The sequence below is a fragment of the Mesorhizobium sp. M0830 genome (genome assembly GCF_040319965.1).
Taxonomy (GTDB): domain Bacteria; phylum Pseudomonadota; class Alphaproteobacteria; order Rhizobiales; family Rhizobiaceae; genus Mesorhizobium.
In genome coordinates this window covers 106,107-119,012 of record NZ_JAMYOR010000004.1, presented here as the reverse complement: position 1 = coordinate 119,012, position 12,906 = coordinate 106,107, and the positions used below count along the sequence as shown (strand labels likewise).

The following is a 12,906-nucleotide window of genomic DNA, read 5'->3' as shown; positions in this document are numbered from 1 at the left end:
CGGCGAGCCGGCTTGGCGAGATCAGGCCAGATGGCTGCCCCAGAGAAACGCCAGCGTCGCCAGCACGCCAAGTGCGGTACGAACCAGATGCAGATTGCCCCATTTGACGATCAGGGACCTGGCTTGCGGATTGGCGGCGCCTGCGTCCATCGCCTCCAGCACCCTGTTGGTCGGCATCATGGCGATCAGCGTCCACGGCCAGGGCAGGATGATCGACACGGCGCCAACCAGAAAGGCGAGACCGCCGGCCTGCCACCAGGCAACCAGACCGAGAACGCAGGCGACAATGGCAATCGACGCCTGCATGGCGGCGCCGCGTTTGTAGGAAGGCTGCCATTCCTGCAGCAGCGCCTTGTCATCGAGACGAAGCCGCGCCGGTTGCTCGGCGACGCTGACATAGATCGCAGCGCCGGAGAACGCGGCGGCAACCGTCAAGGCAAGCAACCCGATCAGCATCTTCTTTCCCGCGCAAGCCGTCCGGCGCTGATGCCGTCCAGACAGAAATAGGGCTTGCAAGGCTCAAAACAATACGCCATAGATTAGGCGAACCGTAACGTACGGTACGGCTGGTCGGGGATAACCGGTCAGCCTTGCCTTTGAGAGAAGAGCGTGTTGCACATCCTACCCGAGATCGACAACAGCCAAGCGCTGACAGAGCGGCAGAAGGCCGTTCTCGACGCGGCGTTGCGGCTGCTGGTCGAGGAGGGCGATCAGCTGACCATGACCGCCGTGGCGCGCCGTGCGAGTTGCTCCAAGGAAACGCTCTACAAATGGTTCGGCGATCGTGACGGGTTGCTGACGGCGACAGTGCAGTGGCAGGCCTCGAAAGTGCGGGTGGCGCCGGTCGACGGCAAGGGGCTCGATCTGGCCTCGCTGACGGCAAGCCTGGAACGCTTTGCTTCCGACTGGCTGAAGGTAATTTCGAGCGACACCTCGATCGCGCTCAATCGTGTGGCGGTCGGCCATGCCGGATCGGGAAAGGACAATCTCGGCGCCGTGGTGCTGGAGAATGGCCGTTTTGCGCTGGCCAAGCGGTTGAAGCCTGTCCTTGAGGCCGGTCGCCAGGCCGGGTGGCTCGACTTCGCGGATGCCGAAACGGCGTTCCGCACCTTTTTCGGGCTGGTCGCCCGTGACGTGCAGATACGTCTGCTGCTCGGCGACCGGCTGGAATTGACTGAGGCGGCGATCGGCGGCGATGCCGCGCGGGCGACGCAGCAGTTTCTCGCTCTTTTCGGAGCAAAAACCGGCCGCAAGGCTGATTCATAAAAACGGGAAGGAAGACAAAATGCGCGTCTATTACGATCGTGATGCCGATCTCAACCTGATCAAGGGCAAGAAGGTCGCCATCATCGGCTATGGCAGCCAGGGCAGGGCGCATGCGCTCAACCTCAAGGATTCCGGCGCCAAGGAGATCGCAATCGGCCTCAAGGCCGGCTCGGCGACCGCCAAGAAGGTGGAGGCCGACGGGCTCAAGGTGATGAGCGTGGCTGACGCCGCCAAATGGGCCGACCTGATGATGATGGCAACGCCTGACGAACTGCAGGCCGACATCTACAAGAACGAGATCGCGCCGAACATCCGCGACGGCGCCGCGATCGCCTTCGCGCACGGCCTCAACGTGCATTTCGGCCTGATCGAGCCGAAGTCGACGGTCGACGTCGTCATGATCGCGCCCAAGGGTCCCGGCCATACAGTGCGCGGCGAATACCAGAAGGGCGGCGGCGTGCCCTGCCTGGTCGCCGTCAACCAGGACGCTTCGGGCAATGCGCTCGACCTGGCGCTGTCCTACGCCTGCGGCGTCGGTGGTGGCCGTTCGGGCATCATCGAGACCAATTTCCGCGAGGAATGCGAGACCGATCTGTTCGGCGAGCAGGTCGTGCTGTGCGGCGGCCTGGTCGAGCTGATCCGCGCCGGCTTCGAGACGCTGGTGGAAGCCGGCTACGCGCCGGAGATGGCCTATTTCGAGTGCCTGCACGAGGTCAAGCTGATCGTCGACCTGATCTATGAAGGCGGCATCGCCAACATGAACTACTCGATCTCGAACACCGCCGAATGGGGCGAATACGTCTCGGGTCCGCGTATCATCACCGCCGAGACCAAGGCCGAGATGAAGCGCGTGCTGAAGGACATCCAGACCGGCAAGTTCACGTCGGAGTGGATGCAGGAATACCGCGCTGGCATGTCACGCTTCAAGGGCATCCGCCGCATGAACGACAGCCATCAGATCGAGGAAGTCGGCGCCAAGCTGCGCGCGATGATGCCCTGGATTTCGAAGAACAAGCTGGTCGACAAGGCGAAAAACTAAGCGAGATCAGCACATACAGCTGGAATCTGAAACGGCGCCTCGTGGCGCCGTTTCCTTATTCTGCCGGTAGGTCGGCTGCAGCTCAGCTATAGGGCGAGTAGCACTGCTGGCGCGGGCCGCTATAAGGCTGGAACGTGTTGTCGTAGGCGCGATACGACCGATAACGGTTGTAGCACCATTGGACATGGGCGCTCGAAAGCCGTCCTGCGCGGTAATAATGGCGCGGCGCCGGCCTGACATAGTACCTGTCATAGTAGTTGTAGTTGTTGTACATGCTGCCGAGGCCGAGCCCCAGCCCAAGGCCCAGGATTGCGGCCGCTCCATCATCGTAATAGCGGCCGCCGCGATAATGGTGGCGACCGTGGCGCCAACGCCAGTCATCTCCGCCATTCCAGTTGCCGCGGTTCCATCCATTCCAGTTGCCGCGGTCCCAGTTGTCACGGTTCCAGTGGCGACGCCCATCATGGCGGCGCCACCTCCAATTATCACTGTAGAACGGACGGTTGTTGCCGCCCGCCCATTCCTCGCGGACCGGGGTGACCGCCGGTGCCGCGGTGCTGGTGGGAATCGACAGTGTCGGCTGTATGATCGGGCCGGCAGCGGACGGTGCCGTGGTGCCGGAGAGGATACTGAGCGCTACCAGTCCTGATGTTATCGTGGACGAAAAGAGCGAATTCATTGCACTCTCCAAGAGATACAGGCCCCACGCCTACCCGAGGAATGGGCCTAATGTGGATGTTTGCATCTGAACGGCGGATGAACGGAAAGGTTCCGGTCAACCACGGCGCGAATGCCCCCAGGACCAACCGGTCTGCCTAGGTGGTCCTGCAACCTTGTTTTCTGCAGCACTTGCGGGCAAAGGTCATGGCATGTCGCTGCGCCTTGCCACTTTCAATGTCGAGAACCTGATGAACAGGTTCGATTTTTCCGGCTATCGCAACCAGCTCAACGAAGATCGAACGTTGGCGCTGTTCGATATCCAGAGCGAGGCGGAATACAAGATGCTGGAGCAGGCAAGCGCCATCGCCCAGTCCGACGACACGCGCCAGTTGACGGCACTGGCGATCGCGGCCACCCGCGCCGACATCGTCTGCATGCAGGAGGTCGACAATATCGAGGCGCTGAAGGCCTTCGAATACGGTTACCTGTTCAAGATGGTGGGACAAGGCTACCGGCAGAAATACATCACGTCGGGCAATGATTCGCGCGGCATCGACGTTGCCGTGATGATGCGCAACGAAACCGCGCACGGCCAGCCGATCGAATTCGTGCGCATGACCAGCCACGCCTATGTCACCTACGAGCAGTTCGGGCTGCACACGCCGGAGTTGGCGGCACTTGGCAACCAGGCCAATGAGCGCATCTTCCGGCGCGATTGCCTGGAAATCGACATCACGGTGGGCGGCGTGCCGCTGACGCTCTATCTCGTGCACTTCAAGTCGATGGGCTCGCCGCGCAACGGGTTTGACGGGCGTGAGGCGACGATGCCGGTTCGCATCGCCGAGGCGCAGGCCGTGCGGCGGATCATCGAGGAGCGCTTCGGCAAGGACCATGCCGCCGACAAGCGCTGGGCGATCTGTGGCGACATGAATGACTACCGGCAACGCGTAATGGTCGCCGGCGATGCGATCGACGGCTACCGCTTCGAGGTGGTCGACGAGAGCCTATCCTGCATCAACGTGCTGACGGCGGGCGGCTTCTGCGAAAATGTCGTCGAGCGGCGGCCCGAGATAGACCGCTGGAGTTTTTATCACACACGCGGACCGGAAGAGCGGCATCTGTGCCAGCTTGACTATATCCTGCTGTCGAAGGGGCTCGCCGCCAGCAACGCTACGGCTGTTCCCGACATCATCCGCAACGGCCAGCCCTGGCGCACGATTTTCCCACCCGGCCAGGAGGTGGATCGCTTTCCGCGCGCCGGCTGGGATCGGCCGAAGGCGTCGGACCATTGTCCGGTGGCCATCACCCTGGACATCGTTTGATACGCCCATGAGTTTCGACCTGCCGCGCAATGTCATCCTGCCGGTCGACGCCGTCGACGTCAGGCTCGATCCCCGCCCGCATCCCTTCGCCTGGGACAATGCAGAGGCCATCGCCGAGAACTGGCAGCGCGAAATCGCCGCCAATCCGGCGCTGTTCGACGGCATAGTGGTGCTGCTGTCGCAACTCGCGTACCGCGACAACCGTCTCGTCGGCCGCTGCCATGCGGTCAATTACTCGACGTTCCTGCTGTGGCGAAAACGGCGCAAGAATTCGGGCGCCGAGCATGCTTATGCCCATGCCATGCTGGTGGCCGGCGACAATGCGCTCGTGGCGATCCGCATGGGAATTCACACGGTCAATGCCGGCCACGTCTATTTCGCCGCCGGCTCGTTCGAGCCGCTCGATTTTCGCGATGGGCTGGTCGATGTCGATTTCAACATGATCCGCGAGGTGCGCGAGGAAACCGGACTCGACCTGTCGAATGCCGAACGCGGCAAGCGCTACCACGCCCTGTCGACCAACAGCGGAACGGTGATCTTCCGCCGCTATCACGCGACGGCGCCCGCCGATGAGATCGCGCGCCGCATCTCCGCCTTCGTCGCCACCGAAATCGATCCGGAGATCGAGGGACCGGTGATCATCCGTGATGCCGCCGACCTGCCGAAAGGGCTGTCGCCGCACATGAAGCCGCTGATCGATTGGCATTTTGCCAGTAAGGATTAACGGGGCGTCTTGTCCTGCGCCGCCTTGCGATCGTTGCGGGCGGCGACGAAGAAGAGGATAAAGCCGATGCCCAGCAAGCCGCCCATCGCCATCCCCATGGTCTGGCCGACGACTGCCTGGAAGTCTGGTGTGACGCGGTCGGGATTGGCCATGCCGTAGCGGGCGAGATACCACCAGATGCCTGCAAGAGCGGCCTCGATGATGACCATCACCAGGATCAGCCGCCTTCTGGCTCATCCGCTATTCCTCCACCCAGGGTGAATTGCCCTAGCATCGCGAATGGTGCGACGACAGTGGCGGGGCGGGGTGGGAACTTCGAAGCCTGTGCAAAACCGGACCGGGCGCGGGGTGCCTTCCGATCGGGTTGCCCTATTCGTGCCTTAGCGCATCGATCGGATCGAGCCTGGCGCCGCGTAGCGCCGGGAAGAAGCCGAAGACCATGCCGATCAGCGCCGAGAAGCCGACGGCGAGCAGGATGACCGCCGGGCTTGGCGCGAACGGGATGGTCAGCGTCACCGCGGCGAGGCCGGCCAGCGCCAGGCCGATCAGGATGCCGATGATGCCGCCAAGCAGCGACAGCACCGTCGCCTCGACCAGGAACTGGATGAGGATGTGCTTTTCATGCGCGCCGATGGCCAGCCTGATGCCGATCTCGCGTGTACGCTCGGTGACCGAGACCAGCATGATGTTCATGATGCCGATGCCGCCGACCAGCAGGCTGACGCCGGCGACAGCACCCAGCATGCCGGTCATGGTGGTTGTGGCGCTGGCCATGGCGTCGGCGATCTGGGTCATGTCACGGATGGCGAAATCGCTCTCGCGGTCCGGCGTGATGCGGCGCGCGTCGCGCAAAATATCCTCGACGCGCGGCTGCAACTCGCTGGTCGGCGTGCGGTCGTCGGCGGCGATGTAGATGTTGTCGATGTCACGGTTGCCTGCGATGCGACGCTGATAGGCATGCAGCGGCATCAGGACGACGTTGTCCTGATCCTGCCCGAAGCCGGTATAGCCCTTGGGCTCGAGCAGGCCGACGATCTTGCAGGAGGTGCGGTTGACGCGGATGATCTCGCCCTCGGGGTCGCCGGCGCCGAAGAATTGCTGGCGCACTGTCTCGCCGATCAGGCATACGCCGGTGCCCGAGCGGGTCTCGGAATCGCTGAACGGCCGGCCGGACACCAGCTTCCAGTCGCGCGCGTCGAGATAGGCACTGTCGGTGCCGGTGACGCCCGAGGTCAGGCTCTCGGTGCCGAAGATGACACGTACCTGCTTTTGCGAGGCCGGCGAAATGGCGCGCGCACCGGTCAGATGCGCCACCAGCGCCGCCAGGTCCTTTTCGGCCAGCGGACGCACCACCTGGTCGAGCCCACCCGGGCCTCCGGGGCCGGCCGGACGGCCGGAGCGGACGACCAGCAGATTGCTGCCGAGCTTGGAGATGTCGGCCTTGACCTTTTCGGTGGTGCCAGAGCCGATGGTCAGCATCGCGATAACGGCGGCAACGCCGATGACGATACCGAGCAAGGTCAGGAATGAGCGCAGCACGTTGCGACGGATCGAGCGGAGCGAGAGACGGACGGTTTCCCAGATCATGGTTGTGCCACCTCGATCTTCATGGTGTCGGAGGCGACATGCCCGTCGAGGAAGCGAATTGTGCGTTCGGCATAGCCGGCGACGTCGGCCTCGTGGGTGACCATGGCGATGGTCAGGCCAAGCTCCTTGTTCAGCCGGGTCAGCAATTCCATGATCTCGTGCGTACGTGCGGTGTCGAGATTGCCGGTCGGCTCGTCGGCGACGAGCAGCGTCGGGCGGGTGACGATGGCGCGGGCGATCGCCACGCGCTGCTGCTGGCCACCGGAGAGCTCGGCCGGCGTGTGGTGCTCGCGGCCGACAAGGCCGACCTCTGCCAACGCCTGCATGGCAAGGTCGCGGCGTTCGCGAGCGGCGACGCCGCGATAGATCAGCGGCAGTTCGACATTTTCCGCCGCCGTGGTGCGGGCCAGCAGATTGTAGCCTTGGAAGACGAAGCCGACATAGAGATTGCGCAGCATGGCGCGGCGGTTGCGGTCGAGCCGGCCGGCATCGATTCCCATGAAGGAATAGGTTCCGGCCGTCGGCGTGTCGAGGCAGCCGATGATGTTCATCGCCGTCGACTTGCCGGAGCCGGACGGCCCCATGATGGCGACGAATTCACCGCGGCGGATGGCAAGGTCGACGCCGGCCAGCGCATGCACCCTGGCCTCGCCCTGGCCATAGCTTTTCCAGACCTTGTCGAAGGTGATGAGGGTCGCGCCCACGGCCACGGTGTCAGCTCCGCTGCTGCGACGCTGTGATGACTTGAGCGCCTTCGTCCAGGCCCGAAATGATCTCGGTCAGTTCGCCGTCGGTGGAGCCGATCTTGACGTTGACCGGGCGCGGACGCCCATTCTCCAGCACGTAGAGCGTGCGCGAGCCGTCGGTGGGCGGCGTCGGGGCTTGGCGCTGGCGGTTGCCGCCGGGGCGGCCCATGCGGCCGGTGAACAGGTCGCTCAGGCTCCACGCGCGGGCGGCAGGCGCCGTGGGCCGATAGCGGAAGGCGGTGGCCGGCACGGTGAGCACGCCCTTGGCCTGCTTGGTGACGACCGAAACGGTGGCGGTCATGCCGGGCCGCAGCAACAGCTCGTTATTGTCGACCTCAAGCCGCGCATTGTAGGTGACGACGCCGTCGGTGGTGACCGAGGCGTAGGAAATATCGCGGATCTCGGCATCGAATGGCCGATCCGGAAAGGCATCGACGGTGAAACGGGCATGCTGGCCTGTCTTGACCGCGCCGATGTCTGCCTCGTCGACCGCAGCCACCAGTTCCATGTTCCTGAGATCGGCGGCGATGATGAACAACACCGGCGCCTGCAGGGAGGAGGCGACCGTCTGGCCGGGATCGACCGAGCGCGTCAGCACGATGCCGTCGATCGGCGCATAGATGGTGCTGTTGGCAAGGTCGGTCTGCTGCGATTTCAGATCGGCATTGGCGATGGCGAGGTTGGCCTGGGCGCTATCGAGCGCCGCCTTGGAGCGATCGCGGGTCGCGGTCGCCGCCTCGAGCGACTGCTCGGTCGCCATGCCGCGTTTGGTCAAAGCCGCCGCGCGGACAAGCGCCTTCTCGTTTTCGGCGAGCGTTACCGTGGCGTCCTCGACATTGGCCGCCGCACCCTTGGCGGAGGCCTCAGCCCGTTCGATCTGGACCTGCAGCTTGGCGGTGTCGAGCGCTGCCAGCACGTCGCCCTTCCTGACCCGCTGGTTCTCCTCGACCGACACCGAACGGATGATGCCGGAGAGCTGGCTGGAAATGTCGACCTGGGTGAGCGGCTGCAGCGTGCCGGTCGCCGACACCGCGACGGTGAGGTCGGCCTTTGCGGCTGGCACCGTGGTGTAGTCGATCCTGGCCGGCGTGCCGGCATACCACTGATAGGCGCCAAGCCCGCCGGCGAGCACGATCAGCGCCAGCAGGGCATAGAGCCAGCCGCGCCGGCGCGACTTGCGCAGACCTTGCTTGTCGAGCCCGAGCGCCGTCTCGATGGTGGTATCCGATTCCGTCTTTGGCAGATTGACAATTTGGTCCACGCTGGACCCCTATAATGCGCAAATGTCCCGATCTGTGCACAGATCAGGCTTGATGGTTCGAATATCAAATTAAATTTCGCCCATGTTTGGATTGAGGCAGGAATGAAAACCCGGAATTACTTGCTTTACGATGTGTTTACGACGGAGCGACTGGCCGGCAATCCTTTGGCCGTCGTGCTGGACAGCAAGGGATTGGACACGGCCGCGATGCAGGCAATCGCCCGCGAATTCAACCTGTCCGAATCGGTTTTCGTGCTGCCGCCGAACAATCCAAAGCATAAAAACCGCATCCGCATCTTCACGCCCGACTATGAAATGCCGTTCGCCGGTCATCCAACGGTCGGCTCGGCGATCGCGCTGGCCGAACTGGCGGAGGAGGGCGGCGCTGGCATCTTCGTACTGGAGGAAAACATCGGCCCGGTGCGTTGTGCCGTCAGCAAGCATGATGGAGCGACGTTTGCCGAGTTCGATCTGGCGAAGCTGCCGGAGCCGCTGAAGCTGGAGGCCGATCCGGAGGCTATCGGTGCAGCCCTTGGCCTGACGCCGCACGAAATCGGCTTCGAGAATCATCGCGTCGCGTTCTGGTCGGCGGGCGTGCCCTATGTGACCATTCCGGTCGCCAATCTCGAAGCGGCGGGCCGCATCCGTCTGGATAACCAAGCCTGGTCGGAACTGGCGCCGCGCAAGAGCGAATGGGCCTTCGCCAGCCCGTATGTCTATTGCCGCGAGACGGTGAACCACGAAAGCGCCTTCCATGTGCGCATGATCGTGCCCGGCACGCCATCGTATGAAGATCCGGCGACGGGTTCGGCGGCAGCGGCTTTTGCCGGCGCCATCATGCATTTCGACGCGCCGACCGACGGCATTTGGCAGCTGTGGATCGAGCAGGGGCTGGAGATGGGCAGGCCATCGCGAATTCGCCTCGAATTGAACGTGGAAGGCGGAAAACTGGCCTCCGCACGCATCGGCGGCAATGCCGTGAAGGTGGCGGAGGGCAAGCTGTTCGTTTGATCGCATGGGCTGAAAGCGATTTGTCGGGAAATGACTCCGGCAGGGCTGGACATGACCGATGGTGGCGGCTATATGCCCGCCAACGCCGGTTTTTGCCGGCCGAGTGGGTGCGTAGCTCAGTTGGTAGAGCAGCTGACTCTTAATCAGCGGGTCCACAGTTCAATCCTGTGCGCACCCACCAAATTCCTAGAAGACTTGGTGGAAAGACCCTGAAAACGAGACGCGTTTGGCGTGTCACGAGCGCGTGAGCGTGACCGTGACTACCGTGCCGATGCCGTCACTTTCCCAGCCATGCGCCTGCAGAAACACGCCAGGGAATGGCCCGATGCCGGCCTAGGCATCGGCCATGAAGAAATTCAACTGTTGAACGGGCCAGATCCCGCATTGCGCCGCCCTGATCGCAGACCTGTCCATTCCAGCCATCGTCCCAGCCGCGGCGGCCGGAGTCTGGTTCAGTGCGGCATGCCATGATATGCGTGGCGCCGCTGCATGCCGGGATCGGGCAGGCGTCGAACAGCTTGTTTCCTTTAGTTGTTGCGAAAATATCACGTCTAATGCGAGCGAGCTGTAGTATTATTCGTGCAGGGCAATGCTTGGGGATCAAACGCATGCGGGCTTCCGTTTTTATCGGTTCTGTATTCTTTGCGGCTTTGATGGCTGGTACGGCACTTGCCGCGGACCGGACGGTCGAGCTGCCGGTCGCATCGAGCTACAACTGGACGGGCGGCTACATTGGCGCCCAGATCGGCGGCGGGTGGAGCAAGGTTGATCAGCCATGGGGTGTTACCGAGGCTAGTCCGAACATCTTCGACCAGGACAATGCGGATGGAAGCGGTGTCGTCGGCGGCTTGCATGCCGGCTACAACTGGCAATCCGGCTCATTCGTGTTCGGTGGCGAAGCGGACATCAACGCAACCGGCATAGATGGCGACGACGGCGGAAGCGGAGGCGACATCAATGGCTTCAAGGCGAGATGGGTTGCTTCCGTCCGCGCCAGGGCTGGTGTCGCATTTGATCGGGTGCTGATCTACGGTACGGGCGGTTACGCCTACCTCAATGGAAAAGCAGACACTCGAGATGTGGGTCGACAGGAAAGTCACTCGGCTTCATTCAACGGATGGACGATAGGCGCAGGCGCTGAATACGGTGTCACCGACAACATTACGGTTCGTGGCGAATATCGCTACGCAGATTTCGGCTCAAAGACCGTCGTCTTCAACAACTATGTCGAAGACATTAGCCCGGCCTTGCACACTGTCACGATAGGTGTGTCGTATAAGTTTTGACCGTCTTCGGCGCGGCCCCCCCCGCGTCGACCAGCTGCGGCAAAGTTAATCACCCGCATAGCCCCGTTTCACGGAAACGGGGGAACCGGTTCAGCTCTTGTTTCGAGGCAATTCCCAAGGGGAGTGCTACGCGCCTTTCCCCGGGGAAAGCCGATACACACTTGTCCTGGAATTGCTCTACTTCTCCGACACACCAGCCTCGGCAAAACTGGCCATCCTCGCATGGCATTCCAGCGCTGAACGGACGATGTTGACGGCCAGACACGCGCCGGAGCCTTCGCCGAGCCGCATGCCAAGGTCGAGCAGCGGCGGCAGGCCGAGCGCTTCGAGCAGGCCACGATGGCCCGATTCAGCCGAAACGTGCGCGGCGATCGTGTGGGCGAGCCCGGTCGGATGCAGCTTTGCCAGTGGGGCCGCGGCGGCGGTGCAGACGAAGCCGTCGAGCAGCACGGGTATGCCCAGATGGCGGGCGGCCAGCGTGGCGCCGAAAATGGCGGCGAGTTCGCGTCCGCCAAGATTGGCTGCGACGTTTAGTGGGTCGGAAAGAGAATCGGCGTGGCGCTTCAGGCCGGTTTCGATGGCGACCACCTTGCGCCTCAGGCCGGCGTCGTCGACGCCGGTACCGCGCCCGGTCCATTTTTCAGCACCACCGCCGAACAGCGCCGCCGTAATGGCGGCGGCCGGCGTGGTGTTGCCGATGCCCATTTCGCCGAAGCAGACGAGGTCGAGGTCTTTGGTCACCGCGTCGTAGCCGGCCGACACGGCGGCGAGGAAGGCTTTCTCATCCATCGCCGGCATTTGAGTGAAGTCGCCGGTCGGCTGGTCGAGATCGAGCGGAATGACGTCGAGTTCGGCGCCAGCCATGCGGGCGAGCTGGTTGATGGCGGCACCGCCACCGGCGAAGTTCGCCACCATCTGCACGGTGACCTCGGAAGGATATGCCGACACGCCTTGCGCGGTGACGCCATGGTTGCCGGCGAAGACGAAAACCTTGACGCGATCGAGTTTTGGCATGTCGCGGCTCTGCCAGCGCGCCAGCCATGCAGCGATCGTCTCCAGCCGGCCGAGGCTGCCTTGCGGCTTGGTCAGGGTGTCCTGGCGGCGCGCAACGGCATTGGCCGCGGCGTCGCTGCCAGCCGGCAGCTCGAGGCAAGCGGCGCGCAGTCCATCGAGTGATTTGAAGGGCATGGGGGCAAAGTCTCCAAAAGAGAATCAGGTCAAAGGGAATCAGGAAAGGGCTACTGAAGCGACGAGAAGCACCGCGATTTCGCTCGCCTGCTGCAAGGCGCCGATCGTGTCGCCGGTCTGGCCACCGATCTGGTTGAGGCAAAGGGCGCAGAACGCGGCAAACAAAAGGCCGAGCAGGATGAGCGCAAAAACGGCGCCTCCCAGCCCGAGCAGGAGCAGCGGGATCGCACCGACCACGGCGCCGGCCATGGCGGCTTCCCGCGAGACGGTGCCGGCGTCGGCCGACAGGCCATCGGCCCGCGCCGGCGGCAAGAAATGCATGAAGGCGCCGAGCAGACCGCGCGAGGCCGCGTGTGCGGCCACGAGGGCGAAGAGCGCCTGTGTGGGGTCGACGAGTTGCGAAAGGACGCTCCAGCGGATCAGCAGCGACAGAGCAAGCGCCGCAGCGCCATAGGCGCCGATGCGGCTGTCGCGCATGATCTCAAGTTTTTTGCCGCGCGACTTGCCGCCGCCAAAGCCGTCGGCAACGTCGGACAGCCCGTCCTCATGCAGGCAGCCGGTGGTAAGCAGGGTAGCCGCAACGGCAAGGGCGGCCGCCGGAGCCATGGCAAGGCCAAACCGTTCCGCCGTGGCAAAGACGATGGCGCCGATCAGGCCGACCACGAGGCCGGCGGCCGGTGCGGCCCAGATCGCTGCGGCAAGGCTGCGGCCGCGAAAATCGAACACTGGCAGCGGCAGGCGGGTGAAGAAGACCAGGCAAAGCGCGATGTCGTCGAGGACCTGCCGAGGCGACAGACTGAAGTTTCGGAGCCTCAT

General features: G+C 63.5%; 14 protein-coding genes and 1 tRNA gene. 7 read left to right on the top strand and 8 right to left on the bottom strand.

What is annotated here, in order from left to right:
• Positions 1-21 precede the first annotated feature (21 nt).
• Complete coding sequence (locus NKI20_RS04400; protein WP_502898034.1) at positions 22-456, bottom strand: anthrone oxygenase family protein; 435 nt, start codon at positions 454-456, stop codon at positions 22-24.
• A gap of 153 nt (positions 457-609) precedes the next feature.
• Between NKI20_RS04400 and NKI20_RS04395 the strand changes: the two genes are divergently transcribed.
• Entirely contained in the window at positions 610-1,266 is a 657-nt protein-coding gene (locus NKI20_RS04395; protein ID WP_023757107.1) for a TetR/AcrR family transcriptional regulator, read from the top strand.
• A 19-nt stretch (positions 1,267-1,285) separates the two neighbouring features.
• The gene (gene ilvC, locus NKI20_RS04390) at positions 1,286-2,305 is read left to right on the top strand and encodes a ketol-acid reductoisomerase (protein WP_023757108.1); all 1,020 of its coding nucleotides are present in this window, start codon (positions 1,286-1,288) and stop codon (positions 2,303-2,305) included.
• A gap of 82 nt (positions 2,306-2,387) precedes the next feature.
• Here ilvC and NKI20_RS04385 read toward each other — a convergent pair whose 3' ends face one another.
• Complete coding sequence (locus NKI20_RS04385; protein WP_023757109.1) at positions 2,388-2,984, bottom strand: BA14K family protein; 597 nt, start codon at positions 2,982-2,984, stop codon at positions 2,388-2,390.
• Positions 2,985-3,174: 190 nt separating this feature from the next.
• On the opposite strand from NKI20_RS04385, the gene NKI20_RS04380 reads away from it, so the two are divergent.
• Positions 3,175-4,287, top strand: a complete 1,113-nt coding sequence (locus NKI20_RS04380; RefSeq protein ID WP_352828625.1) for an endonuclease/exonuclease/phosphatase family protein — start codon at positions 3,175-3,177, stop codon at positions 4,285-4,287.
• 7 nt (positions 4,288-4,294) lie between these two features.
• The gene (locus NKI20_RS04375) at positions 4,295-5,011 is read left to right on the top strand and encodes a hypothetical protein (RefSeq protein WP_352828622.1); all 717 of its coding nucleotides are present in this window, start codon (positions 4,295-4,297) and stop codon (positions 5,009-5,011) included.
• On the opposite strand, the gene NKI20_RS04370 is transcribed toward NKI20_RS04375, so the two are convergent.
• The 4 genes from NKI20_RS04370 to NKI20_RS04355 form a co-directional block, all read right to left on the bottom strand.
• On the bottom strand, positions 5,008-5,220 hold the full coding sequence (locus NKI20_RS04370) for a hypothetical protein (protein WP_352828770.1): 213 nt from the start codon (positions 5,218-5,220) through the stop codon (positions 5,008-5,010). The genes NKI20_RS04375 and NKI20_RS04370 overlap by 4 nt on opposite strands.
• Positions 5,221-5,380: 160 nt before the next feature.
• A complete protein-coding gene (locus NKI20_RS04365) occupies positions 5,381-6,598 on the bottom strand; it encodes an ABC transporter permease (RefSeq protein WP_352828619.1) in 1,218 nt (405 codons plus the stop codon).
• Entirely contained in the window at positions 6,595-7,308 is a 714-nt protein-coding gene (locus NKI20_RS04360) for an ABC transporter ATP-binding protein (RefSeq protein ID WP_352828616.1), read from the bottom strand. The genes NKI20_RS04365 and NKI20_RS04360 overlap by 4 nt, the downstream gene beginning before the upstream one ends.
• Before the next feature lie 4 nt (positions 7,309-7,312).
• Entirely contained in the window at positions 7,313-8,605 is a 1,293-nt protein-coding gene (locus NKI20_RS04355) for an efflux RND transporter periplasmic adaptor subunit (protein WP_352828613.1), read from the bottom strand.
• 102 nt (positions 8,606-8,707) lie between these two features.
• Here NKI20_RS04355 and NKI20_RS04350 point away from each other — a divergent pair, with 102 nt between their 5' ends.
• The 3 genes from NKI20_RS04350 to NKI20_RS04340 all read left to right on the top strand — a co-directional run bounded on the left by NKI20_RS04350 (position 8,708) and on the right by NKI20_RS04340 (position 10,902).
• A complete protein-coding gene (locus tag NKI20_RS04350) occupies positions 8,708-9,616 on the top strand; it encodes a PhzF family phenazine biosynthesis protein (RefSeq protein ID WP_352602959.1) in 909 nt (302 codons plus the stop codon).
• 105 nt (positions 9,617-9,721) lie between these two features.
• A tRNA-Lys gene (locus NKI20_RS04345) sits at positions 9,722-9,797 on the top strand.
• 427 nt (positions 9,798-10,224) lie between these two features.
• Positions 10,225-10,902 (top strand): outer membrane protein, encoded by a 678-nt coding sequence (locus NKI20_RS04340; RefSeq protein WP_352602958.1) that lies wholly within the window; start codon positions 10,225-10,227, stop codon positions 10,900-10,902.
• Positions 10,903-11,079: 177 nt separating this feature from the next.
• On the opposite strand, the gene cobT is transcribed toward NKI20_RS04340, so the two are convergent.
• Both cobT and cobS read right to left on the bottom strand, forming a co-directional pair.
• Positions 11,080-12,090: a nicotinate-nucleotide--dimethylbenzimidazole phosphoribosyltransferase gene (gene cobT, locus NKI20_RS04335; RefSeq protein ID WP_352828609.1), complete on the bottom strand. Its 1,011-nt coding sequence runs from the start codon at positions 12,088-12,090 to the stop codon at positions 11,080-11,082.
• Positions 12,091-12,129: 39 nt separating this feature from the next.
• The gene (gene cobS / locus NKI20_RS04330) at positions 12,130-12,906 is read right to left on the bottom strand and encodes an adenosylcobinamide-GDP ribazoletransferase (RefSeq protein WP_352828607.1); all 777 of its coding nucleotides are present in this window, start codon (positions 12,904-12,906) and stop codon (positions 12,130-12,132) included.